The 25,370-nt window shown below is 73.1% G+C and carries 17 protein-coding genes; 12 read left to right on the plus strand and 5 right to left on the minus strand.

The annotated features are described in order from the left end of the window. Positions 1 to 169 precede the first annotated feature (169 nt). The 5 genes from ACZ7HT_RS18030 to moeZ all read left to right on the plus strand — a co-directional run bounded on the left by ACZ7HT_RS18030 (position 170) and on the right by moeZ (position 6,327). Positions 170 to 1,825: a glycosyltransferase gene (locus tag ACZ7HT_RS18030; RefSeq protein WP_471166413.1), complete on the plus strand. Its 1,656-nt coding sequence runs from the start codon at positions 170 to 172 to the stop codon at positions 1,823 to 1,825. 13 nt (positions 1,826 to 1,838) lie between these two features. Continuing rightward, positions 1,839 to 3,239, plus strand: a complete 1,401-nt coding sequence (locus ACZ7HT_RS18035) for a hypothetical protein (protein ID WP_471166415.1) — start codon at positions 1,839 to 1,841, stop codon at positions 3,237 to 3,239. A 130-nt stretch (positions 3,240 to 3,369) separates the two neighbouring features. After that, entirely contained in the window at positions 3,370 to 4,341 is a 972-nt protein-coding gene (locus tag ACZ7HT_RS18040; protein ID WP_184931406.1) for an NAD-dependent epimerase/dehydratase family protein, read from the plus strand. Further along, positions 4,329 to 5,075, plus strand: a complete 747-nt coding sequence (locus tag ACZ7HT_RS18045; protein WP_471166417.1) for a spherulation-specific family 4 protein — start codon at positions 4,329 to 4,331, stop codon at positions 5,073 to 5,075. The genes ACZ7HT_RS18040 and ACZ7HT_RS18045 overlap by 13 nt, the downstream gene beginning before the upstream one ends. 73 nt (positions 5,076 to 5,148) lie before the next feature. After that, on the plus strand, positions 5,149 to 6,327 hold the full coding sequence (gene moeZ / locus ACZ7HT_RS18050) for an adenylyltransferase/sulfurtransferase MoeZ (protein WP_471166420.1): 1,179 nt from the start codon (positions 5,149 to 5,151) through the stop codon (positions 6,325 to 6,327). A 73-nt stretch (positions 6,328 to 6,400) separates the two neighbouring features. On the opposite strand, the gene ACZ7HT_RS18055 is transcribed toward moeZ, so the two are convergent. Continuing rightward, on the minus strand, positions 6,401 to 7,978 hold the full coding sequence (locus ACZ7HT_RS18055; protein WP_471166422.1) for an alpha/beta hydrolase: 1,578 nt from the start codon (positions 7,976 to 7,978) through the stop codon (positions 6,401 to 6,403). A gap of 110 nt (positions 7,979 to 8,088) precedes the next feature. After that, positions 8,089 to 10,731 carry a flippase-like domain-containing protein gene (locus ACZ7HT_RS18060; RefSeq protein WP_471166425.1) on the minus strand — a complete coding sequence of 881 codons (2,643 nt, stop codon included), beginning with the start codon at positions 10,729 to 10,731 and terminating at the stop codon, positions 8,089 to 8,091. Positions 10,732 to 10,890: 159 nt separating this feature from the next. Between ACZ7HT_RS18060 and ACZ7HT_RS18065 the strand changes: the two genes are divergently transcribed. From ACZ7HT_RS18065 to ACZ7HT_RS18095, 7 genes are all read left to right on the plus strand, one after another. Further along, entirely contained in the window at positions 10,891 to 11,283 is a 393-nt protein-coding gene (locus ACZ7HT_RS18065) for an MGMT family protein (protein ID WP_471166428.1), read from the plus strand. 176 nt (positions 11,284 to 11,459) lie between these two features. Continuing rightward, positions 11,460 to 14,846, plus strand: coding sequence for an ATP-dependent helicase (locus ACZ7HT_RS18070; protein ID WP_471166430.1), 3,387 nt, complete (start codon positions 11,460 to 11,462; stop codon positions 14,844 to 14,846). A 180-nt stretch (positions 14,847 to 15,026) separates the two neighbouring features. Further along, positions 15,027 to 15,842 (plus strand): hypothetical protein, encoded by an 816-nt coding sequence (locus ACZ7HT_RS18075; protein ID WP_471166433.1) that lies wholly within the window; start codon positions 15,027 to 15,029, stop codon positions 15,840 to 15,842. A 69-nt stretch (positions 15,843 to 15,911) separates the two neighbouring features. Continuing rightward, complete coding sequence (locus tag ACZ7HT_RS18080) at positions 15,912 to 19,322, plus strand: UvrD-helicase domain-containing protein (protein ID WP_471166436.1); 3,411 nt, start codon at positions 15,912 to 15,914, stop codon at positions 19,320 to 19,322. Between the two features lie 10 nt (positions 19,323 to 19,332). Then, positions 19,333 to 20,739 (plus strand): dipeptidase, encoded by a 1,407-nt coding sequence (locus ACZ7HT_RS18085; protein ID WP_471166439.1) that lies wholly within the window; start codon positions 19,333 to 19,335, stop codon positions 20,737 to 20,739. Positions 20,740 to 20,774: 35 nt separating this feature from the next. Beyond that, on the plus strand, positions 20,775 to 21,743 hold the full coding sequence (gene nudC, locus ACZ7HT_RS18090; RefSeq protein WP_471166441.1) for an NAD(+) diphosphatase: 969 nt from the start codon (positions 20,775 to 20,777) through the stop codon (positions 21,741 to 21,743). Between the two features lie 212 nt (positions 21,744 to 21,955). Next, positions 21,956 to 23,659 carry a recombinase family protein gene (locus ACZ7HT_RS18095; RefSeq protein ID WP_471166444.1) on the plus strand — a complete coding sequence of 568 codons (1,704 nt, stop codon included), beginning with the start codon at positions 21,956 to 21,958 and terminating at the stop codon, positions 23,657 to 23,659. Positions 23,660 to 24,530: 871 nt separating this feature from the next. Here the strand turns inward: ACZ7HT_RS18095 and ACZ7HT_RS18100 are convergent. The 3 genes from ACZ7HT_RS18100 to ACZ7HT_RS18110 all read right to left on the minus strand — a co-directional run bounded on the left by ACZ7HT_RS18100 (position 24,531) and on the right by ACZ7HT_RS18110 (position 25,352). Then, a complete protein-coding gene (locus tag ACZ7HT_RS18100; RefSeq protein WP_471166447.1) occupies positions 24,531 to 24,770 on the minus strand; it encodes a DUF397 domain-containing protein in 240 nt (79 codons plus the stop codon). Between the two features lie 196 nt (positions 24,771 to 24,966). Beyond that, positions 24,967 to 25,170 carry a hypothetical protein gene (locus ACZ7HT_RS18105; protein ID WP_471166449.1) on the minus strand — a complete coding sequence of 68 codons (204 nt, stop codon included), beginning with the start codon at positions 25,168 to 25,170 and terminating at the stop codon, positions 24,967 to 24,969. After that, positions 25,167 to 25,352 (minus strand): hypothetical protein, encoded by a 186-nt coding sequence (locus ACZ7HT_RS18110; protein WP_471166452.1) that lies wholly within the window; start codon positions 25,350 to 25,352, stop codon positions 25,167 to 25,169. The genes ACZ7HT_RS18105 and ACZ7HT_RS18110 overlap by 4 nt, the downstream gene beginning before the upstream one ends. Positions 25,353 to 25,370: the final 18 nt, after the last annotated feature.

The following is a 25,370-nucleotide window of genomic DNA, read 5'->3' on the forward strand; positions in this document are numbered from 1 at the left end:
CTCGCCAGGCCACGCGGCACGGAAGTCCCCCCCCCCCCCCCCCCCCCCCCCCCTCCCCCCCCCCCCCCCCCCCCCCCCCCCCCCCCACCGGTGTATCCGCTTACGTTCTTCCCGCTGCGGGTCACCGGGACGACGGTGACCGCCGTCAAGGGAGATCGGGGGTGCACGCGTGCGGATCGGAATGCTTACGGAGGGTGGCTACCCGTACGCCACCGGTGAGTCCGGGCGCTGGTGCGAGCGGCTCGTACGCGGGCTCGGACAGCACACGTTCGACCTCTACGCCCTCGGCCCGGCCGGCACCCCGCTGCCCCTGCCGCCGAACGCCCGCCTCGCCCGCACCGCCGACCTCGGCGGCCCCGACGCGACGACGCACGAGCGCACCGGCCTCTGCGAGCCGCGCGCCTCCCGCCGGGCCTACGGACGCCAGGACCGGCGCCGCTTCACCGAGGCCTACCACCGGCTCGTCACCGGACTCTGCACCGAGGACGCCGCGGACGCCGAGTTCGCCGAGGACGGTGCCACCTCCTTCGCCGAAGGGCTCTACGCCCTCGCCGAACTCGCCCGCGAGCGCGGTGGACTGTCCGGGGCCCTCCGCTCCGACGACGCCGTCCGCGCCCTGGAGGCCGCCTGCCGCGCGCCCGGCGCACGCCGGGGCGCGGCCGCCGCCGGACTCGCCGACCACCTCGCCTTCGCCGAGCACCTGGAGCGCGCCCTGCGCCCCCTCTCCCTCGACTGGTACGAGGACGACGCGCTCGCCGCCGCCGACCTCTGCCACGCCGCCGCCGGAGGCACCACGGCCCTCCCCGGCCTGCTGGCCAAACGCTTCTTCGGCACCCCGCTGCTCGTCACCGAGTACGGCGTACCGCTCCGCGCCCACTACCTCTCCACGGCCGGCGCCGACCGCTCCGCCCCCCTGCGCGTCCTGCTCGCCGCCCTCCACGGCCGGCTCGCCGGCGAGATCTACCGGCAGGCCGCCCTCCTCACCCCCGGCAACGCCCACGCCCGCCGCTGGCAGGAGAAGTGCGGCGCCGACCGGGCCCGTATCCGCACCGTCCACCCCGGCATGGCCGCCGACCGCTTCGCCGAGGTCGGCGAGGACGAGGAGAGCGGCGACCCCGCCACCCTCGTCTGGGTCGGCCGCGTCGAACCCGCCAAGGACCTCATCGGCCTCCTCCACGCCTTCGCCGAGATCCGGGCCCGGCAGCCCGACGCCCGGCTGCGGATCGTCGCCGTGCCGGTCCGCGACGGCGGGGCCGGCTACCTCACGTACTGCAAGGGGCTCGCCGCCCAGCTCTTCCCCGACGAGGCCACCGGGGCGCACGCCGTCGGCGAGAACCCCGTCACCTTCGAGGAGCTCGGCGGTCCCGAGGCGCCCACCCTGGAGGACACCTACGCCTCCGGCGCGCTCGTCGTCATGTCCAGCCTCGTCGAGGGCTTCCCCGCGAGCCTCGTCGAGGCGATGTTCTGCGCGCGGGCCACCGTCTCCACGGACGTCGGCGCCGTCGTCGAGATCATCGGCGGCACCGGCCTCGTCGTCCCCCCGCGCAACCCCCGGGCGCTCGCCGACGCGTGCCTCGCGCTGCTGCGCGACCCCGAGCGCCGTCACCGGCTCGGCGCCGCCGCCCGCGCCCGTGCGCTCGAACTCTTCACCGTCGAACAGAACCTCGCCGCGTTCCGCGGCATCTACCTCGAACTCCTCTCCCACGCGCCGGTCCGCCACCGCCCCGGGGACGGCGTCCCCTTCGCCCACCCGGCCGAGGCCCATGTCCCGGGCAGCTGGGCGCACAAGGCCGTGACCACAGGGACGGGAGCCCCCGATGCCTGAAGGAGACACCCCCATGCGCGGCTCCGCCGCCCCGACGAGCCCCGGAGCCTGGGACGCCCGCTCCGAAGCCCTCCTCGGCACCCCCGCCCTCACGGCCGCCGGCTCCCTCGACCTCCGCGCCCCCGCGCCCGAGGACCCCGTCGACGCCGCCCCCTCCGGGATAGCCCCGACCCCGGGGACGGCCTGGACCACGCCTGAGGTTCACGACCCGGATCCGGTGGACGGGGAGGAACCGGACCGCGCGGCCGAGGCAGACCCGAGCGACCCGGACTCGGCCTCGGACGCGGTGGACCCGCACCCGGCGTCGGACCACCGCGCGGACGGCACCGCCCACCTCCCCGCACCCGCCCCCGCGGACACCGCCCCCGCCCGCCCCCGTGGCCGGCGCGGGCACGCCGACCCCGTCAAAGTGCTCATGCACCGGCACCGGGAGCTCTGCGAGCGGGCCGTCGACGCGCTGGAGATCGCCGCCGGGCTCGAAGCGCAGGGGTTCACCGACCGGACCGCCGCGCGCTTCCGGCACCGGGACGTGTTCTCGCTCGCCGAGGAGCTGTACGCGCGCGTGCCGCGCGGACAGGAGAAACCCGCGCCCGCCGCGGAGCCGGAGCGGGCCCGCGCGCCCTGGGCGCTCGCCGTGCTCGCCCCCGGCGGGGTCGCCGGGCTCGCCGGGCTCGGACTCGCCTTCAGCTACGGGCCCGTACGGCTCGCCGTCGGCGCCGCGGGGGCCCTCGCCCTCGGCGGGGCGCTGCTGCTCGCCGTACGGGAAGGCCCCTTCCGCGCCCCCGACGGGGCGGCCGTGCCCGCCGCCCGGCTCTGGACCCTCTGGCTCCTGGCGTACGCGGTCGGCGGCGACGGACTCCTGGAGCAGGTCCTCAGCGGTGGCCCCGACGGGTTCTGGGAGCTCGCCCCCGCGCCCCTCCTGGGCCTCGCCCTCGCCGTCGCGCCCGCCGCCTGGGGCGCCCACCTCTTCGCGAGCCGGGCCCGCCGCCGCATCGCCGACAGCCGCGGCCTCGCCGACTTCGCCGCCACCACCCGGCCGCTGTTCCTCGGCACCGTGACCCTCCAGCTCCTCGCCCTCGCCGGCCTGCTCGCCCTCACCGGCTTCAGCTCCGGGGCCCTCGCCCTCGGGGCGCTCCTGCTGCTCGCCCGGCTCCTCACCGTCCACGGCCACCCCGAGACGGCCTCCGCCGCCCTCGGGGCCGCCGGCGCCGGCGAGGCCCTCGCCCTCGCGAGCGTCCTCGCCGCCCGCGTCCCCGTCCCCGGCTTCGACGCGCTCGCCGCCCCGGTGCGCGCGCTCGTCGGGGCCTGGGGTCCCGGGGCCGTACCCACCCTCGTCTGCGGCGCCGCCGCGCTCGGCCTCCTGGCCCATGCGACCGGCTCCCTCGCCCGGGCGTCCGCCCACGCAACTCCGTGAAGACCCCGCCCACCCGCGGAGCCGACGCCGCGGGCGAGCCCCGTCACCTCTCTCATCACCCCGCAAGGAGACAGAAGACCATGACCCCTCGATCCCAAGGACCGGCCGGTCGGCACGTAGGGGCCGCACGATGAGGGTGCTACTCCTCGGAGCCAACGGCTTCATCGGACGCTTCGTCGCCGACCGGCTGCTCGCCGACCCGGCCGTCCACCTCACCGCGCTCGGCCGGGGCGACGACGCCGACGTGCGCTTCGACCTCGCCTCGGGCAGCCCCGGCGCGCTCACCCGCTTCCTGGACGCCGTCCACCCCGGCGTCGTCGTCAACTGCGCCGGAGCCACCCGCGGCGGCGCCCGCGAGCTGACCCGGCACAACACCGTCGCCGTCGCCACCGTCTGCGAGGCCCTGCGCCGCAGCGGCTGCGGGGCCCGGCTCGTCCAGGTCGGCTGCGCCTCGGAGTACGGGCCGAGCCAGCCCGGCTCCTCCACGGCCGAGGACGCGATCCCGCGCCCCGGCGGCCCGTACGGCGTGTCGAAGCTCGCCGCGACCGAGCTGGTCCTCGGCTCGGGCCTCGACGCCGTCGTCCTGCGGGTCTTCTCGCCCGTCGGTCCCGGCACGCCCGCCGGCTCCCCGCTCGGCCGCCTCGCCGAGGCGATGCGCCGCGCGATGCAGGCCGGGGACGGCGAGCTCAAGCTCAGCGGCCTCGGCGTGCAGCGGGACTTCGTCGACGTACGGGACGTGGCGCGGGCCGTCCACGCGGCCTCCCTCTCCGCCGCCCAGGGCGTCGTCAACATCGGCACCGGCCGCGCGGTCAAGCTCCGCGACGCCGCCGCCGTCCTCGCCCGGGTCGCCGGCTACGCGGGCAACCTGCACGAGCTGGACGGTCCGCACGGCATCCCGCAGCGCCCGATGATCGGCGCCCCCCGCACCGAGGGGACGATCGCCGAACAGCTGGCCTCCGCCCCGTACCCGTATCCCGACGGCTGCGGGCCCTGGCAGCAGGCCGACGTCCGCACGGCCCGCGACCGGCTCGGCTGGCGCCCCCGGATCAACCTGGAGGAGTCCCTCGCCGACATCTGGATGGAGGCGGCGTGTCGCATCTGACGACGACCACGGCCACCGGGGCCCTCCAGGCGCTCGGCTTCGGCGTCCCCGGCTACGCCCATCCGCTGCTCGCCCCCGTCGAGTGGGCCGAGCTCACCCGCCCCGGGACCCCGCTGCACTGGGCGGTGCTCAACGTGGCGGACGGCCCCGGGAGCCGGCCCGACCCGCACTGCCTGGAGGCGGCGGGGAAGCTCCGTAACGCCGGGGTCAAGGTCCTCGGGCACCTGGACCTGGCGTACGGCTCCCGGCCCCTGGGGGAGCTCGTCTCGGACGCCCACCGCTTCCTCGACTGGTACAAGGTCGGCGGTTTCTACCTGGACCGCGCGCCCGCCGACCGGGACGACCTGGCCGGGACGCGGCGGCTCACCGCGACCCTGGAGGCCGTGCTCGGCGGGGAGGCCCACCTCGTCCTCGGTCACGGCACCCATCCCCACCCGGGGTACGCCGAGGCCGCCGACCAGCTGGTGACCTTCGCCGGCTCCTGGGTGGACTACCGCTGGTCGCAGGTGGCGGAGTGGACCGCCGAGTACACGGAGGCCAAGTTCGTCCACCTCGTCCACGGCATTCCGCGCACCCACCTGGACGAGGCGCTGCGGATCGCCCGCTGGCAGGGGGCGGGGACGATCTTCTTCACGGACCGTCCCGCCCGCCCGGGACAAAGCGACCATTTCCATACGCTGCCCGGCTACTGGGACGAAATCGTCTCGCGGATCGGACCGGGTGTCTCGGAATGAGAAGGGGCGTGGCAGTGTTACGGGGAGAACAACCGTACTGACATCCCGACCAGCCGCATTTATGAGGTCTCCAGTGACGCTGCCACCCCTGGTCGAGCCGGCTGCCGAGCTCACCGTAGACGAGGTCCGCAGGTACTCCCGCCACCTGATCATCCCGGACGTCGGGATGGACGGGCAGAAGCGGCTGAAGAACGCCAAGGTGCTGTGTGTCGGCGCCGGCGGCCTCGGCTCCCCGGCCCTGATGTACCTGGCCGCCGCCGGCGTGGGCACGCTCGGCATCGTGGAGTTCGACGAGGTCGACGAGTCGAACCTCCAGCGCCAGATCATCCACAGCCAGGCCGACATCGGCCGCTCCAAGGCCGAGTCCGCGAAGGACTCCGTCCTCGGCATCAACCCGTACGTGAACGTGATCCTTCACGAGGAGCGGCTCGAGGCCGACAACGTGATGGACATCTTCAGCCAGTACGACCTGATCGTCGACGGCACGGACAACTTCGCCACCCGTTACCTGGTGAACGACGCCTGTGTGCTGCTGAACAAGCCGTACGTCTGGGGCTCGATCTACCGCTTCGACGGCCAGGCCTCGGTCTTCTGGTCCGAGTACGGCCCCTGCTACCGCTGCCTCTACCCGGAGCCCCCGCCGCCGGGCATGGTCCCGTCCTGCGCCGAGGGCGGCGTCCTGGGCGTGCTCTGCGCGTCCATCGGCTCCATCCAGGTCACCGAGGCCATCAAGGTCCTGGCCGGCGTGGGCGACCCGCTGGTCGGCCGCCTGATGATCTACGACGCCCTGGAGATGCAGTACCGCCAGGTCAAGGTCCGCAAGGACCCCAACTGCGCGGTCTGCGGCGAGAACCCGACCGTCACCGAGCTCATCGACTACGAGGCCTTCTGCGGCGTCGTGTCCGAGGAGGCCCAGGAGGCGGCGCTCGGCTCCACGATCACTCCCAAGCAGCTCAAGGAGTGGATCGACGCGGACGAGAAGATCGACATCATCGACGTCCGCGAGCCGAACGAGTACGAGATCGTCTCGATCCCCGGCGCGCGCCTGATCCCGAAGAACGAGTTCCTGATGGGCAACGCCCTCCAGGACCTCCCGCAGGACAAGCGGATCGTCCTGCATTGCAAGACGGGTGTCCGCAGTGCGGAAGTCCTCGCGGTCCTCAAGTCCGCGGGCTTCGCGGACGCGGTCCACGTCGGCGGCGGCGTGATCGGCTGGGTCAACCAGATCGAGCCCGAGAAGCCGATCTACTGAAGAACGGTGCACGGAAGGCCCCGGACCGCTTCGGCGGGTCCGGGGCCTTCCGCATGCGCCGGGGGCCCGGGGGTCACTTCTTGCAGACCGTGCCCGAGGCCGGGACCTTGCCCTCCAGGAGGTACGTGTCCACCGCCTTCTTCACGCAGGCGCTGCCGCCGTTGTACGCGCCGTGGCCCTCGCCCTCGTACGTCAGCTCCACGCCGACGCCCTTGCCGAGCGCCTCCACCATGGACCGGGCCCCCTCGTACGGCGTGGCCGGGTCGCCGGTGTTCCCGACGACCAGGATCGGCGCCGAGCCCGGCGCCGAGACGTCCGGGTGCTCCCACCCTCCCGGCACCGGCCAGTTCGCGCAGCTCGCGAGCGCCCAGCCCATGAAGTCGCCGAAGACGGGGGAGGCCTCGCGGAACTGCGGAAGCCGCTCCTTCGCCTGCCCCAGGGTGTAGCGCTCCTTGTAGTCCACGCAGTTGATGGCCGCGTTCGCCGCCTGGATGTTGCTGTAGGAGCCGTTCTCGCCGCGCCCGTTCATCGAGTCGGACAGGGAGAGCAGCAGCCCCCCGTCGCCGCCGTCGGCCGCGTCGAGCCCCTGCTCCAGATACGGCCAGAACTCCTTCGAGTACAGGGCCTGCGCGATGCCGTTGGTGGCCTGGGTCTGCGTGAGCTGCCGGTCGCCGATCCCGGGGATCGGCTTCTTGTCGAGGGCCGCGAGGAGGTCCGTGATCCCCGCCTCGATCTCGGCGACGCTGGTGCCGGGCAGGGTGCACTCCTCGCCGCGGTCCACACAGTCCTGGGCGAAGTTGTCCAGGGCGAGCTGGAAGCCCTTCGCCTGGCCGAGGGCGCCGTCCTCGACGCCCGCCTCCGGGTCGACGACCGCGTCGAAGACGGCCCGGCCCACGTTCTTCGGGAACATGTGGGCGTAGACGCCGCCGAGTTCCGTGCCGTACGAGATGCCGAAGTAGTGCAGCTTCTCGTCGCCGAGGACCTGCCGCATCAGGTCCAGGTCCCGGGCCGCGTTCTCCGTGCCGACGTGCGGCAGGGCCGCGCCCGCGTCCTGCTCGCAGCCCTTCGCGTACCGCTTCTGCGCGTCGGACAGCGTCCGCTCCTCGGCGGCGTCGTCGGGCATGAAGTCCAGGGCGTAGTAGGCGTCGAGCTCCTTGTCGGTGGCGCACTCGACGGGATCGCTGCGGCCGACCCCGCGCGGGTCGAAGGAGACCAGGTCGTAGCGGCTGCGCAGGGTCTCGTAGTCCTTCGCGAAACCGGGCAGGCCGGTGATGCCGGAGCCGCCGGGCCCGCCGAAGTTGAAGACGAGCGAGCCGATCCGCCGGGAGGCGTCACGGGCCTTGGCCCGGATGAGGGCCAGTTCGATGGTCTCGCCCTCCGGTACCGACCAGTCGAGGGGCGCCTGGAGGAAGGAGCACTCCCAGGCGGTGCCGTCGGGCAGCGGGGCGGGCGGTGCCCCGCCGCCGCCCTCGGCGGCCGACGGCGCCGGACACGGCGCCCAGGACAGCTTCTGCGACGTCAGCGCCGAAAGCCCGGAGCCGGTCGGCGTCACCGGCTCCGCCGCACCGCTGCCCCCGTCCGAGCAGCCGGCGGCGAGCAGCACCGTGGTGGCGGCGAACAGGGCGGCACGCTGGGCGGCGGAGTTCGGCATAGGCCCATCGTCGGCCGCCGCCCCCGCCCCCGCGCGGGACGGAGGTCCAAGTGGGTGGCGCGTGGGATCCCCTCGCGCGGGATCCTCTACAGGGCTTCGCGCTTCGTCGGCTACAGGGCTTCCTGCTTCGTCAGCCAGTTGAAGCAGATCCATCCCGGCAGCACCGGGATCCACAGCGTCAGCAGGCGGTACAGGAGCACCGCCGGGGTCGCGACCTCGATCGGCAGGCCCACCGCCACCAGACCGAGGGTGAGCGCGCCCTCGACCGCGCCGACACCGCCCGGCGTCGGCGCCGCCGAGCCGAGCGCGTTGCCCGCGAGGAAGACGACGGCCACGCTCGCGTAGCTGACCGTCGTGTTCCCGTGGCCGAACGCCCGGATCGAGGCGTCGAGGCAGAACACGAACGCGGCGGTGAGGAGCAGCATCCCGCCGATGCCGGTGACCAGCTTCATCGGCCGCTGGAGCACGTCCAGCATGCGCGGCACGACACCGGCGAACAGCGAGCGCAGCCGCGTCGACACGAACTTGCGCATGAACGGGATCGCCGTCACCACCAGGACGAGCACCGCGACCGTCAGGAGCCCGGCGATCACCGTCCTCGACGGGGTGAAGGACTGCGACTTCTCCGTGCCCGTCAGATAGCCGAAGGAGAGCAGCAGCGTGATGTGCGCCCCCAGCTGGAAGAGCTGCGAGGCGCCGACGCTCGCGACCGCGAGCCCCGGGCGCACGCCCGAGCGCTGGAGGAAGCGGGTGTTCAGCGCGACGCCGCCGACGGCCGCGGGGGCGACGATCTTCACGAAGGAGCCGGCGACCTGCGCCGCCACCGTCCGCCAGAACCCGACCCGCTCGGGCACGAAGCCGAGCAGGGCCATCGCCGCCGCCACATAGCTGACCGCCGAGAACAGCACGGCGGCCGACACCCAGCGCCAGTCCGCCTCGCTGACCGTCGACAGCGGCGTACGGGCGATCTGCGAGAGCAGGAAGTACGCGGCGACCGCGCCCGCGATCATGCTGACCAGGGTCCGCGGCTTGATCCGCTCCAGACGGACCGGCTCCACCGGGGCCTGCGGGCGGATCAGCAGCACCTGCTGCCGGATCTGCGCGAGCAGGTCCTCCTCGCGGGCCTCGTCCAGGGCGGTGTCGAGGGCCCGCTTCTCGGCCTTCTTGTCCGCCTTCTTCTCGGCCTTCGTCTCCGCCCGTACGGCCGTCTTGTCCGCGGCCGCCTCGGCCTTCGCGAGCTCCCGCTCGTGCTTGGCCGCCCCGGAGGCCGCGAGCACGGCCTCCCGCTCCCGCGCGGACCGTTCCCGCGCCAGTTTCCGCAGCGTCGCGCGCGTGGAGCGGCTCAGCGCGATCGGCTGGAGCAGCGGCAGACAGTCGGCGACGGCGTCCGGGCCGAGCACCTCGACGGCCGCGGCGACCGTCCGCTCCGCCCCCACCCGCAGACCGAGGGTGGTGAGCAGCTGGGCGACGTCCATCCGCAGGACCAGGTCGCCGGCCGCGATCTCGCCGCCCCGCAGGTCGGTGAGGATCACCCTGCCGGAACGATCCACCAGGATGGCGTCCCCGGTGAGCCGGCGGTGCGCGATCCGCCGCGACTGGAGCGCCCGGACCTGCCGCCAGGCGCTGCGGAGCAGCTCGTCGGTGATCTCGGCGTCGTCGAGCGAGTCCAGGCTGCGGCCGCCGATGTGCTCGTACACGAGCATCACGGCGTCCGGGCCGAGCTCCGAGGTGGCGATCAGCTTGGGCGCGTTCGCCCCGGCGGCGATCGCCGCGTACGCGAGGAGCGCCTCCTGCTCCAGGGCCTGGCGCAGCGAGACGATCGAGCGGCGGGTGGTGATCGTCCGGAGCGTGATCCGCCGCCAGGCGCGGTAGAAGAAGCCGTGCGCCTGCTGCTCGCGGTCGACGACGGTGACGTCGAGCGGCGGCCCGTCCTCCAGGGTCACGATGTACCGGCGGCCCCGGTCGCCGCTGTCGGCGGAGTCGGGCACGCCCTCGGCGCGCAGCGCGGTCACCGGCCGGAAGCCGACCCGGCGCAGGCCGGCGAGGAGGGTCTGCCCGGTGGGCCGGACGTTCGGCGAGCCGACCGCGTACAGCGTGCCGTACGCCACGGTCCAGCCGATCAGGACGGTGAGGATGATCGAGAGGGCGGTGGTGTAGCCGGCCACCAGCATCGTGAACGCGTCGAGCAGCAGCACCACCCAGAGCGACACCCGCCAGCGGGGTCTGCGGGCCATGCCGACTGCGGTCATGTACGCGATGACCGGCGCGAGGTAGTTGTGCACCGGGTCGGTGAGCCCGCCGCCGGACTGCGGCTGGGTCAGCGCGTCCTGGATCGTGCCGGGCGCGGCCTGGGCGACCCACAGGTCGGTGGCGAGGGTGACGCCGTGCGCCAGGACGGCGGCGAGGACGCCGTCGGCGATCCGCAGCCCGTCCCGTTTGATCAGCCGCTCGATGGCGAAGGCGACCGGAACGAGGAGGACGGCGATGGACGAGACGAGACCGGCGATCTTGACGAACACGTCCGGGGTGCCGGTCGCGCCCTTGTTGATGTCCTGCTCGAGACCCGAGGTCGTGGCGTGGGCGAAGGCCGCGACGGCGATGACGAGCCCGATGGCGAGCAGACCGACGAGGAGCCGCATCAGGTCGGAGGGCCGGTGGACGCGGGCGGCGAGCAGCGGCTCGTCACCGGAGACCCGCTCGGGCACGTCGGGCTGAGCCCCGCCAGGAGGCTGCGTGTCCTGCCCCATCACCATGTCCGTCTCTGCCTGTGCGTCTTGTCGATCACGTTCTTGTACGTCTTGTTCTTGTACTTGTCGCTCTTGATCTCGTATCACCAGTCACCGCCCGGACGATGGTGGCACGAAGAGCTGCCGCGCGGAGGCATCAGGGCCATGTCGGTGGGGTGAGGCAGGATGGTGCGGATGAGCATGGAGGAGCCCGTGGGGGAGACCGGAGAACTGCCCGAGTACGCGGAGCGGGTGCTCGACGTCGCCGACGCGATCCCGCCCGGCCGCGTGATGACCTACGGCGACGTCGCCGAGTGGCTCGGCGAGGGCGGACCCCGCCAGGTCGGCCGGGTCATGGCACTCTACGGCGGCGCGGCCCCGTGGTGGCGGGTGGTCCGCGCCGACGGCACCCTGCTGCCCGGGCACGAGCTGCGCGCCCTCGACCACTACCGCGAGGAGGGCACCCCGCTGCGCGCGGCGGGCCCGTCGGCCGGGGGACACGTACCGAGGATCGACATGCGCCGGGCGCGCTGGGACGGCGGCGCGGCCTCCGGTGGGGGTGCCGGAACTCACACCTGAGGGCCCCGCCCCGGTCGGCCCGGCCAGGACGGGCCCGTGGGGGTGGGCGCGGTACGGAGTACGGCTCGTCGGCGGTCCGCTTCGCGTAACGTCGACGTTCGCGTCTCCCGAGGCGGCGGCCACGGCACACGGCCGCCTCACCCGCACCACCACACCCACCAGGACCGGCGATCCACGTGAGCTCCTCCTCCACCACCCGGCGTACGCCGCCGCACCAGGGACAGCCGTACCCGGGTCCGGGACGGCAGCGGACCCCGGGCGCCTACCGACTGGTGCGCACCACGCCGGCCCCGCTGGATCCCCCTCAGCTGGACGCAGTCCAGCGGCACGTGGTTGACCACACCGGCGGACCTCTCCTCGTCCTCGCCGGACCCGGCACCGGCAAGACGACCACCCTGGTCGAGGCGGTCGCCGCCCGCATGGAGAACGGCGCCGACCCCGAGCGCCTCCTCGTCCTCACGTTCAGCCGCAAGGCCGCCGTCGAACTCCGCGACCGCATGGCCGCGCGGCTCGGCGGCCGCCGCCCGCCGCAGGCGACGACCTTCCACTCGTACTGCTACGCCCTGATCCGCGCCCACCAGGACGCCGAACTCTTCGCCGAACCGCTCCGGCTGCTCTCCGGACCCGAGCAGGACCTCGCCGTCCGCGAGCTGCTCGCCGGCCAGATCGACCTGGAGAAGGCGGGCCTCGGCCGGGTCCGCTGGCCCGACGAACTCCGCGCCTGCCTCACCACCCGCGGCTTCGCCGACGAGGTACGGGCCGTCCTCGCGCGCTCCCGCGAGCTGGGCCTCGGACCGGACGCGCTCGCCCGCTTCGCTGACCGCGTCGGCCGCCCGGACTGGAAGGCGGCGGCCGGCTTCCTCGCCGAGTACCTCGACGTCCTCGACCTCCAGGGCGTCCTCGACTACGCCGAGCTCGTCCACCGGGCCGTACCGATCGCCCGGGACTCCCGCCTGCCCGCGTACGACGCGATCTACGTCGACGAGTACCAGGACACCGACCCCGCACAGGTCCGGCTCCTGCACGCGCTCGCCGGCGGCGGCCGGTCCACGATCGTCGCCTTCGGCGACCCGGACCAGTCCATCTACGCCTTCCGCGGCGCCGACGTGAACGGCATCCTCGACTTCCCGTCCACCTTCGGCGGCGCGACCGTCCAGGTCCTGCGCACCTCCCGCCGCTCGGGCGCGGAGCTCCTCGGGGCGACCCGGCAGCTCGCCCGGCGGATGCCGATGCCCCGGCTCCCCGCCGACAAGGTCCGCGCCCACCGCGAGCTCGCCCCGACCCGGGACGGGGGCCGGGCGGAGGCGTACACGTACCCCACGGCCTCGGCGGAGGCCGAGAACATCGCCGACCTGCTGCGCCGCGCGCACCTGGAGAACGGCGTCCCCTGGCAGGACATGGCCGTCCTCACCCGCGCCGCCGCCTCCCTCCCGTCCCTCCGCCGAGCCCTCACCTCGGCAGGCGTCCCCGTGGAGACGGACGCGGCGGACACCCCTCTACGTCACGAACCGGCGGTGACGCCGCTGCTGCTCGCACTGAGGGCGGTGGCCCAGGTCGTGGGCATGCGTTCGGCAGGGGCGGACCCGGTTGTGGGCAGGCGTTCGGCAGGGGCGGACCCGGTGGGCACAACCGACGACGGCGCCGCACCCGCCCCGGACGGCGAGCCACAGGACGCCACCGACGCCGCGACCTGGCTCCCCGTGGAGACCGCACTCGAACTGCTCGCGTCCCCCCTCGCCGGCGTCGACCCCGCCGACCTGCGAAGGCTCGGCCGCGCCCTCCGCGACGAACAGCGCGCCGCAGGCAACAAGGTCCCGCCCCCCTCCGACGTCCTCCTCGCCCAGGCCCTGGCAGAGCCCGAGCGCCTGGTGGCACACGATCCCGCGTACAGCAGGGGCGCCCACCGCCTCGGCCGGCTCCTCCAGGAGACCCGCGCGCTGCTCGACGCCGGCGGCACCGCCGAGGAGGCCCTCTGGGTGCTCTGGCAGGGCACCCCCTGGCCCGGCCGCCTGGAGCGCGCCGCCCTCCGCGGCGGCCCCGCCGGGCGCAACGCCGACCGTGACCTCGACGCCGTCTGCGCCCTCTTCGAGACCGCCGCCCGCGCCGAGGAGCGCGTCGGCGGCCGGGGCGTCCTCAACTTCCTGGAGGAACTCGACGCCCAGGACATCGCCGCCGACACCCTGACCCGCCGGCACACCCGACCGGACGCGGTGCGCCTCATGACGGCCCACCGTTCCAAGGGCCTGGAGTGGAGCTTCGTCGTCGTCGCGGGCGTCCAGGAGGGCCTCTGGCCGGACCTCCGCCGCCGGGGCTCCCTCCTGGAGGCGGACCGCATCGGGCGCGACGGCCTGGCCGAGCCCCTCAGCCCCGGCGCCCTCCTCGCCGAGGAGCGCCGGCTGTTCTACGTCGCCGCCACGCGCGCGCGTGACCGGCTGGTCGTCACGGCGGTGAAGGCCGCCGCCGAGGACGGGGACCAGCCGTCCCGCTTCCTGACCGAGCTCGGCGCGGAGCCGAAGGACGTCCCGGGCCGCCCGCGCCGCCCGCTCGCCGTCTCCGCCCTGGTCGCCGAGCTCCGCGCCACCACCGTCGACCCGGAGGCCTCGCCGGAGCTCCGCGAGGCGGCCGCCGACCGGCTCGCCCGCCTTGCCGCGCTGACCGACGAGGACGGCCAGCCGCTGGTCCCGGCCGCGCACCCGGACCGCTGGTGGGGCCTGTTCGAGCCGACGCACAGCGCGACGCCGCTGCGCGACCGCGACCGGCCGCTGGCGCTGTCGCCGAGCGCCCTGGAGAACCTGGTCTCCACCTGCTCGCTCCAGTGGTTCCTGGGTCGTGAGGTCAAGGCGTCGGCCCCGGCCACCGCCGCCCAGGGCTTCGGGAACGTCGTCCACGTCCTCGCCGACGAGGTCGCCTCCGGGCGCACCCCGGCCGACCTCGACGTCCTGATGGCCCGTCTTGACTCGGTGTGGGACGCGCTCGCCTTCGACGCGCCCTGGAAGTCGGCGCAGGAGAAGCAGCACGCGCGCGTGGCGCTGGAACGCTTCCTGAGCTGGCACGTCATGGACCGCGGCGGCCGGACCCCCGCCGCCTCCGAGCACGGCTTCGACGTGACCCTGGAGGCGGGGGAGTACGAGGTCCGCATCCAGGGCTCCATGGACCGCGTCGAGACCGACGAGCACGGGCGCGCGTACGTCGTCGACTTCAAGACCGGCAAGGCGGCCCCCACCAAGGACGAGGTCGCCCGGCACCCGCAGCTCGCCGTCTACCAGCTCGCGGTGCGGGAGGGCGCCCTCGACGAGGTCTTCGGCGGCGAACGCCCGGAGCCGGGCGGCGCCGAACTCGTACAGCTGCGGCAGGCAGCGCCGAAGAAGGAGGGCGGCGACGCCCTGCCCAAGGTCCAGGCGCAGGAGCCGCTGACCGGGGAGTGGGTCGGCGAACTGCTCGCCAACGCGGCGGGCCGGGTCCTCGACGAGCGGTTCACCCCGACCACCGGCCAGCACTGCACGACCTGCGCCTTCCGGGCCTCGTGCAGCGCCCAGCCGGAGGGCCGCCAGGTCGTCGACTGACGCCACCGGTACGAGCCCGGAACGCACGCGCACGTGGACGTGGACCTGCGCGAGCCTGGACGCGGACGTGCGCGAGCCCGGAACGCGGGAGTACGCGAGCCCGGAGCGCAGAAGTAGCGGGCCGGCGCGTGCAGGGCGACCCTGGTGGGACGGCCCGGGGGAATCAGCGAGGAGGCTCGCATGACGTCCAAGGCCCACCGAAAGCTCCGCGCCGCGGCCGTCGTCTGCGCGGTCGCCGTCGTCGCGGGTCCCGCGCCGGCGGCGGCCTGGGCGGCGGCGGACGCCCACCCGCCCGCCGCCGCCCCCTCTCCCTCCCCCTCCCCGGATCCGTTCAAGGGCCTCACCCCCGACGAGATCGGCCGGCGGGCCGTGACCGCCACCCAGTCCGCGACGTCCCTGCGCATGACCGGCCGGGTCGCCAGCGGGGGACAGCCGATCGGCATCGACTTCGCCGTCAACGACAGCGGCGAGTGCACCGGCCTCATCAAGATCAAGGGCGGCACCGCCGAACTGCGCCGGGTCGGCCACGTCACGTACATGAAGGGCGACGAGGCCTTCTGGCGGGCCTCCATGGCCTCCCAGGGCATGCCGGAGCCGCAGATCACGGTCACCCTCGAACTGATCAAGGGCCGCTGGCTGAAGATCGCCCCGGGGCAGACGGGCAGCGAGGACCTCGGCGGCGTCTGCGACCTGAAGTCGCTCCTCGCCGACATCGGCAAGGACAAGCAGGAGCGCAGCGGACTGACCCGCGGGCCGGACGGCAAGGTCGACGGGACCCCCGTCGCGACCCTGGTGAAGAAGAAGGCCGGCGGCGAGACGGCCACGGTCTCCGTCTCCGAACAGGGCAAGCCGTACATCCTCAAGATGGTCAAGAAGGGCGGGGACGAGCCCGGCTCGGTGGTGCTCTCCGACTACGACAAGCCGGTCGACGTGAAGGCCCCGCCGGCCGACGAGACGGTGGACCTCTCCAAGCTCGACCAGGGCACGCCTGCGTAGAAGCAGTAGAAGCACAGGTCACAGCCGTACGGGGCCGGATTGTCGGTCGGCCCCGTTAGCCTCTTTGAGGTGACCGCACGCATCAGCGACCCCGAGCAGCTCAAAGAGCTCCTCGGCATCCCGTTCACCCCGGAGCAGACGGCCTGCATCACCGCGCCGCTCGCCCCGCAGGTCGTCGTGGCCGGAGCCGGCTCCGGCAAGACGACGGTGATGGCCGCCCGGGTGGTCTGGCTGGTCGGCACGGGCCAGGTCGCCCCCGAGCAGGTCCTCGGCCTCACCTTCACCAACAAGGCGGCCGGCGAGCTCGCCGAGCGCGTCCGCACCGCCCTCGTCCGCGCGGGCGTCACCGACCCCGACGTCATCGACCCGGAGAACCCCGCGGGCGAGCCCCGTATCTCCACGTACCACGCCTTCGCCGGGCAGCTCCTCACCGACCACGGCCTCCGCATCGGCCTGGAGCCCACCTCCCGCCTCCTCGCCGACGCCACCCGCTACCAGCTGGCCGCGCGCGTGCTCCGCGAGGCCCCCGGCCCGTACCCCGCGCTCACCCGGTCCTTCCCCACCCTCATCACCGACCTGCTCGCCCTCGACGCCGAGCTCGCCGAGCACCTCGTGCCGCCCGAGCGGCTCCTCGCGTACGACTCCGAGCTCCTCACCGCCCTCGCCGGCGCCAAGCTCAGCAACGCCGAACTGCGCAAGATCCCCGAGGCCTCCGCCGCCCGCCGCGAACTCCTCGACCTCGTCGTCCGCTACCGCGCCGCCAAGCGCTCCCGCGACCTGCTCGACTTCGGCGACCAGATCGCCCGCTCCGCCGAGCTCGCCACCACCCGGCCCGAGGTCGGCGCGATCCTGCGCGGGGAGTTCCGGGTCGTCCTCCTCGACGAGTACCAGGACACCTCCGTCGCCCAGCGGCTCCTGCTCTCCGGACTCTTCGGCCAGGGCCCCACCGGCCGCGGCACCGGACACGCCGTGACCGCCGTCGGCGACCCCTGCCAGGCCATCTACGGCTGGCGCGGCGCCTCCGTCGCGAACCTCGACGACTTCCCCGAGCACTTCCCGCACGCCGACGGCAGCCCCGCCAGCCGCTACTCCCTCTCCGAGAACCGGCGCAGCGGCGGCCGCCTCCTGGACCTCGCCAACGGGCTCGCCGCCCCCCTGCGCGCCATGCACGCGGGCGTGGACGCGCTGCGCCCCGCCCCGGGCGCCGAGGCCGACGGCAGCGTCCGCATCGCCCTCCTCCCCACCCACGCGGAGGAGATCGACTGGCTCGCCGACTCCCTCGCCCATCTCGTACGGACCGGCCGCGAGCCCGGCGAGATCGCCGTCCTGTGCCGCACCGCCACCGACTTCCCCGCCATCCACGCCGCCCTCGTCGCCCGTGACGTCCCCGTCGAGGTCGTCGGCCTCTCCGGCCTCCTCCACCTGCCCGAGATCGCCGACCTCGTCGCCGTCTGCGAGGTCCTCCAGGACCCGGGGGCCAACGCCGCCCTGGTCCGCCTCCTCACCGGCCCCCGCTGGCGCATCGGCGCCCGCGACCTCGCCCTCCTCGGCCGCCGCGCCCGCCTCCTGGTCCACCGGGGCGGCGAGGAGACGGACCCCGAGCAGCGGCTCGCCGCCGCCGTCGAGGGCGTCGACCCGGCCGAGGTCGTCTCCCTCGCCGACGCGCTCGACACCTTCCTCGACTCCGGTGGTACGGACGACGGCCTGGCCTTCTCCGCCGAGGCCCGGGTCCGCTTCGCGCGCCTCGCCACCGAGCTGCGCGCCCTGCGCACCTCCCTAGCCGACCCCCTCATGGACGTGCTGCACCGCGTCCTCGCCGCCACCGGCCTGGAGGTCGAGCTCTCCGCCTCCCCGCACGCGCTCGCGGCCCGCCGCCGCGAGACCCTCGGCCACTTCCTCGACATCGCCGCCGGCTTCGCCTCCCTCGACGGCGAGGCCAGCCTCCTCGCCTTCCTCGGCTTCCTGCGCACGGCCGCCCAGTTCGAGAAGGGCCTCGACAACGCCCTGCCGGGCGGCGAGAACACCGTGAAGGTCCTCACCGCCCACAAGTCCAAGGGCCTCGAATGGGACGTCGTCGCCGTCCCCGGCCTCGTCACCGGCCAGTTCCCGAGCGCCCGCGCGCGCGAGTCGTGGACCTCGCAGCCCCAGGTGCTCCCGCACGCCCTGCGCGGCGACGCGGCCACCCTGCCGGGCATCGACACCTGGGACGCCAAGTCCCTCACGGCCTTCAAGAACGAGATGCGGGACCACCAGCACACCGAGGAACTCCGCCTCGGCTACGTCACCTTCACCCGCCCCCGCTCCCTCCTCCTCGGCTCCGCCCACTGGTGGGGCCCCGCCCAGAAGAAGCCCCGGGGCCCCTCGGACTTCCTCCACGCGCTGTACGACCACTGCACGGCGGGCCACGGCGAGATCGAGCACTGGGCGGAAGAACCGGAACCGGACGCGCAAAACCCGTCCCTGACGGAACAGAACAAGGACCAGGCCTGGCCGTTGCCGCTGGACGAGGAGGCGCTGACCCGCAGAAGGAAAGCGGCGGAACAGGTGCTGACCGCGTTGTGGGCAATCGTTCCGCAGAGCTTGGGGGAGGGTGGGCACAACCCCCCGAGCGCAGCGCCCGACCTCCCGGACCCCGACCACGAGGACCTCTGGCCAGAGGAAGAGGAACCCGTCTGGGACGAGGAAACCCTCCCGGAGGACCTCCACAAGGACGCGGTCCCCGCACCGAGGGAGCCCGAGGCCCCACCCTCGGAGCCGTACACGGAACTCACCCCCGAGGACACCAGAACCATCGCCTCCTGGGACCGAGACCTCACCGCCCTCACCACGGAGCTCCGCCGCGCCCGCGCGACCACCAGGGACGTCCTGCTGCCCGCGTACCTCTCCGCCTCCCAGGTCCTGCGTCTCGCCGCCGACCCCGACGGCTTCGCCCAGGAGCTGGCCCGGCCCATGCCGAAGGCGCCGCAGCCCGCGGCCCGTCGGGGCACCCGCTTCCACGCGTGGGTGGAGTCCCGTTTCGAGGAGCTCCCGCTGCCGTTCCTCGGCCCGGAGGACCTCCCCGGCGGGGAGGACTTCGCAGGGGAGCCGGAGATCCTCGACGAGCGGGACCTCGACGAGCTCAAGGAGGCCTTCGCCCGCACCCCGTACGCCCACCGCACCCCGTACCGCGTCGAGGTCCCCGTACACCTCTCGCTCGCGGGCCGGGTCGTGCGGGGCAGGATCGACGCCGTCTACCGGGACCCGGAGTCCGGCGCGTACGAGATCGTCGACTGGAAGACCAGCCGGGACCGCTCCGCGGATCCGCTCCAGCTCGCGATCTACCGGCTGGCGTGGGCCGAGCAGCACGGCCTCGCGCCGGAGGAGGTGGCCGCGGCGTTCGTGTACGTCCGAACGGGTGAGGTGGCCCGTCCCGCCCGCCTGCCGGGCCGGGCGGAGCTCGAGGCCATCCTGCTGGGCGGGGCACCCCCGGACGCCGGATAGGCTCGTGGGCATGAGCGAGACCCCGGACAGCGCCGTCCGTACCGTACGCACGTACGTCGAGCAGCACCGTGACGCCTTCCTCGGCGACCTCGCCGAGTGGCTGCGGATCCCTTCCGTGTCGGCCCAGCCAGACCGCGCCGGGGACGTACGGCGCAGCGCCGAGTGGCTCGCCGCCAAGCTCACGGAGACCGGCTTCACCACGGTCGAGGTCTGGGAGACCGACGGCGCCCCGGCCGTCTTCGCCGAGTGGCCGTCCGGGGAGCCGGACGCCCCGACCGTCCTCGTCTACGGCCACCACGACGTGCAGCCCGCGGCCCGTGAGGACGGCTGGCACACGGACCCGTTCGAGCCGACGGTGATCGACGGCCGGATGTACGCGCGCGGGGCCGCCGACGACAAGGGCCAGGTGTTCTTCCACACCCTCGGTGTCCGCGCCCACCTCGCCGCCACCGGCCGGACCGCGCCCGCCGTCAACCTCAAGCTGATCATCGAGGGCGAGGAGGAGTCGGGCTCCCCGCACTTCCGGGAGCTCGTCGAGGCGCACGCGGACCGTCTCGCCGCCGACGCCGTGATCGTCTCCGACACCGGCATGTGGTCCGAGACGACGCCCACGGTCTGCACCGGTATGCGCGGGGTCGCCGACTGCGAGATCGAGCTGTTCGGCCCCGACCAGGACATCCACTCCGGTTCCTTCGGCGGCGCCGTGCCTAACCCGGCCACCGTCGCGGGCCGGATCGTCGCCGCCCTCCACGACGCCGACGAGCACGTGGCGATCCCCGGCTTCTACGACGGCGTGACGGAACTCACCGACGCCGAGCGGGCCCTCGTCGCCGAGCTGCCCTTCGACGAGGCGGCCTGGCTGCGGACCGCCAAGTCCCACGGCACCCTCGGCGAGGCCGGCTTCACGACCCTGGAGCGGGTCTGGGCCCGGCCCACCGCCGAGGTCAACGGCATCGGCGGCGGCTACCAGGGCCCCGGCGGCAAGACGATCGTCCCCGCCTCCGCCCAGCTCAAGCTGTCGTTCCGGCTCGTCGCGGGCCAGGACCCGGCGAAGGTCCAGCTCGCGGTACGGGACTGGCTCGCCGGACTCGTCCCCGCCGGCATCCGGTACGAGATCGTCTTCGGCGCCCCGACCCGCCCCTGCCTCACGCCGCTCGGCCACCCCGCCCTCAAGGCGGTGGCCGGGGCCATGAGCACGGCCTTCGACGGCGCCAAGGTCCGCTACACCCGCGAGGGCGGCTCCGGACCGGCCGCCGACCTCCAGGACGTCCTGGAGGCGCCCGTCCTGTTCCTCGGCATCTCCGTCCCGTCCGACGGCTGGCACGCCCCCAACGAGAAGATCGAGCTCGATCTCCTCATGAAGGGCGTCGAGACGACCGCGTACCTGTGGGGCGACCTGCCCGCCGCACTCCGCTGAACCCACACACCGATCCGGGGGAGTTGGAAGCACCTGTGAGCACCTTGAAGAACGCGTCGAGCAGCCCCGAGCGGGCGTCGGCGGACCGCCCGATCCCGCTCACCGCCCCGAGCGGAATCGACCGTGCCGCCCACCACCGCCTCGACGAGGCGTGGCTGGCGGCGGCCTGGAGCCACCCGACGACCCGGGTCTTCGTCGTCTCGGGCGGTCAGGTGCTGATCGACGACGGTCCCGACGGCACGACCGAACTGGTCATGACGCCGGCCTTCGAGGCCCCGCTCACCGAGACCCACCGCTACTTCCTGGGCACGGACGCCGACGGCGTCTCCTACTTCGCGCTCCAGAAGGACTCGCTGCCCGGCCGCATGGACCAGTCCGCGCGCCCGGCCGGCCTGCGCGAAGCGGGTCTGCTCCTCTCCGACCGGGACGCGGGCCTCATGGTCCACGCCGTCGCCCTGGAGAACTGGCAGCGCCTCCACCGCTTCTGCTCGCGCTGCGGCGAGCGCACGGTCGTCGCGGCCGCCGGGCACGTCCGCCGCTGCCAGGCCTGCGGCGCCGAGCACTACCCGCGCACCGACCCCGCGGTGATCATGTTGGTCACCGACGACCAGGACCGGGCGCTGCTCGGCCGCCAGGTGCACTGGCCGGAGGGCCGCTTCTCGACCCTCGCCGGTTTCGTGGAGCCGGGCGAGTCCATCGAGGCGTCGGTGGCCCGCGAGGTCTTCGAGGAGGCCGGTGTCACGGTCGGCGAGGTCGAGTACATCGCCAGCCAGCCCTGGCCGTTCCCGTCCAGCCTGATGCTGGGCTTCTTCGCCCAGGCCACGTCCTCGGAGATAAACGTGGACGGCGAGGAGATCCACGAGGCCCGCTGGTTCTCCCGCGAGGACCTGGCCGCCGCCTTCGAATCGGGCGAGGTGCTGCCCCCGTACGGCATCTCGATCGCCTCCCGCCTGATCGAGCGCTGGTACGGCAAGCCGCTCCCGAAGCCGGGCGACGTGATCTGACACGGCACGAACGACGAAACCCCCGACCGTCCGGCCGGGGGTTTCGTCATGTGCCGCGCTGGGCTCAGACGCCGATCTTCTGCTTGACCTGTGCCAGGCTAGGGTTCGTCAGGGCCGAGCGTCCGGGAACAGGACAGTCCGCACGGTCTGGAGACTTCCCTCCTGCCTGTGGCGGCCAGGGAGAGCCGCCCCATGTTCGGGAGGGGGAGGCCGTGAGCGAGAAGCCCAGGGCTCTTGGCGTGGTCCGTCTGTCTGTAGGCAACGAGAACCAGACCGGCGAGGAAACGCAGCGGTCCCGCATCAGCAAGCGGGTGGACGCGGAGGAAATGGAGCTGGTCGACTTCGCCGTCGACATCGACGCGTCGGCGTCCATCTCGCCGTGGGTGCGCCCGTCCCTGGGGGACTGGCTCAACAACAAGAAGGACCAGTTCGACCACGTCATCATCCTGAAGATCGACCGCATCGCGCGGTCGGTCCGCCACCTCTCGGACATCATCGAGTGGTGTGAGGCGAACGGTAAGGGGCTGATCTCCTGCGAAGAGGGGTTCGACCTCTCGAAGCCGTGGGGCAAGACCATCGCCAAGATCCTGGCCGTGGTCGCGGAGGCGGAGCTGGACGCCATCAAGGCCCGCAACAAGGCGTCCCGGGAGACCATGCGCAAGACGGGCCGCTGGCCCGGTGGCCTTGTTCCGTTCGGGCGCAGGGCGGTGAAGGGCGAGGAAGGATTCACCCTGGAACTCGACCCCGAGCACGGCCCGACACTGATCGAGATGATCCGGCGCTTCGTCGAGAAGCCAAGTTTCTCGGCTGTGGCCGACTGGTTGAACGAGCAAGGCGTACCCACGGCTCAGGACGTTGCCCGTATCCGCGCGGCGGCCGGCGAGAGCACGACGAGGCTGGCTGCTTCGAAGCCGCGCGGAAGCAGGTGGACGGCGACGACGGTGCAGGCCGTGCTGACCAGTCGATCTCCTCTTGGGGAGTACGTACGCGCCAACGGCTCCGCGGTCCGCAACGACGACGGAACGCCCGTCATGCGGTCGGAACCGGTGCTGAACGAGGAGGAGTGGGCCAAGCTGTCGGAAGCCGTCGCCTCGGTCAAGTACAAGAAACCGAAGGGCTCCACCTCGCCGACGGTGGGCGTGACGTTCTGCCTGACCTGCGGGAGCCCGCTGTACTTCGTCAAGGGCAACCTGTCCAAGGGACAGCGTGAGCGGTACCGCTGTCACGGCAACAAGAGCAAGGGCGTCGACGCCTGCCCGAAGCAGAGGTTCTGGGCCGAGGATCTGTATCCCTGGCTGGAGTCGGCCTTGCTTGGAGAGATCGGTCACCTGGAACGGATGGAGTCGACGACGACCATCGACGACAGCCGTGCGGCGAAGCTCGCCGTGATCGACGGCAAGCTGAACCAGCTCCTCAAGGAACTCCAACAGGACGAGATCAGCGCCGTCGCATACGCCTCGCAGGTCGCGAGCCTCGCCCAGGAACGCGAGAAGATCACCAACCAGGAAGGGCCGAAGCCCGTGACCGTATGGACGGGAACGGGGCAGAGCTACACGGACTGGTGGCAGCAGTCGAGCACCGACGAGCGCCGGGAGTTCCTGAAGAAGCACAAGGTGAAGGCGTACGTCCGGACCGATGTTCTCGCCATCGATCCAGGCGACCTCATCGAGAACATCCGGCAGCAGGGCGTGTCTTGGCGGGACGTCCCCGCCAAGGCTTCGCAGGTGCTTGCGCCGATCATGCCTGTCTCCCTGTCTGCCAAGCCGTACGAGAAGCCTCCGACGCTCACGGGGGTGGAGTGGGAAATCGCGAGCCGTTGGGAGGACTTCGAAGCGGAACGTGCCGCGCAGCGAGCGAAGGCCGAAGAGGAAGCCAAGGGAGCAGAGGGGGCCGACAAGGTTCCGGCTCCCGCCTGATGCTGGCAAGCAAGGAAGGCCCCCGACGGTGGGGGCCTTTCCTGTTTCAGCGTGTTGCACGATGCCGGGCCAGGTCGCCGTCGTCGCTCCCGCCCGCAAGAGACCGAGCCCAGGCCCGAAGCCTTGGGCGCCCACCTGTGAAGCGCGCTGTGTCTTCCGCCGAACCGCAGAACAGACGCTCAGGGTCGCGGCCTGCCCCGCAGCCGCCGAGTGCTCCGAGACCATCACGGAATGAATGCTGTGGGCCTCTCACGCTGGTACGCCGCTCCGTCCAGGACGCCGTCCGGATCAGCAAGGGGCCGACGCTCCGAAGGCGAAGCGGCAGCCGCTCAGCCTCGCGGACAAGGTCCGGGCACGCATCGAGACGAACGGCGGTCGAGCCACGTCGTCCCAGGTGCTCCCATACGTCGGGGGAGCACCGCCGAAGAGGTCAAGGCACTGCCCGAAATCCTCGTCACCGTCGAACGGGCAGGGAAGACCGGTCGCCCGAAGACCGTTTTCACACTCCGCAGTGACACTTCCCGTCACCCTGAACACCAGCCGGCCAGCGCGGAGCGTGAGGAGAACCGCGCCACGGTCGTCCAGCTCGACGCCTACCGCCCCGCCCCCACTCCGGCCCCCGTGAGGCAGTCGCCCACTCCCGTTCCCGCCACGACCGACAACCCGTTCCTTTGTTGGTTCACTGTCGTAGGCCCCGGAACTCTTTCAGCATCCGCAGCCCAGAGTTGAGCGTCGGCCGGTAGCCAGGGCAGAGCCTTTCAGGGGGCAGTGCCAGCACTTCCCAGCACACCATGCAGCGCATCACCCCGGAGTGCTCCGGGTCGTTCTCCACGTTGCCGCCGCACCGGGGGCACTGCTCCATGACGACTCCCTACGCGGTCACGTCGAACTCTCCGAGCTTGGCACCGCCGAGGAAGTCGGTCCACTCCTCGGCCGTGAACTCGACCGTCCGACCGGTCACGGTGCTGCGGACCGCCACCTTGCCGGGAACGTTGGTCGCGACCGCCACCTTGCCGGGAACGTTGGTCGCGACCGCCACACACCGGGGGTCGTTGTTGTTGTACTGGCACGTGCTGGACGTACGGAACTCGTATGCGGGCGTCTTGGCCACGGGTGATCTCCGTTCGCTGTTGTGGTGGTGACCGTCCCTTCCGTGCCGGTCGGCGTCAGTCACGGAAGGGGCGGGGCTTTGAGGAGCGGGGAGGTTCCCTCGCTCGATGGGTTGGCGTACTCGCACCTGGTGCAGCAGTACCGGCCGTTCACGCCGCGAACCTTGCAGCCGCACCGGGCGCAGTGATGCGGGGTGATCACGCTTTCAGGCGGCTGACCATGCTCGGAGATACCAGCCACTCTCGGCCGCCGTTCTCGGGCCGCAGGAATGCCATGCGCTGGGGGCGGCGCTCTGAGGGCATGACGGCCGGGTCTTCGTAGTCGGGGATCACGTCGCGGAGGATGCCTGTGCGTCCGTGTGCGTCCTGGACACGTTTCCCGACATCCTTCTTGGTGATCACGACGGCTGCGGGCACGTGGTGCCCGAATGCTGATAGACGACGTTCGCCAGGACCCCGGGGTCCGTGCCGGTCACGAATCCGCGCCGTACGCGCTCGTCCCGCCGGATCGGCTGTCCGCACCGGTGGCACTTGTGCCCCGCCGGGGCGTGCGTCCCGTGCTCGTCCGTGATGCTGGTCGGCATGGGTCGGGTCCCTCGCTC

It is taken from the genome of Streptomyces sp. NPDC037410, assembly GCF_055602235.1.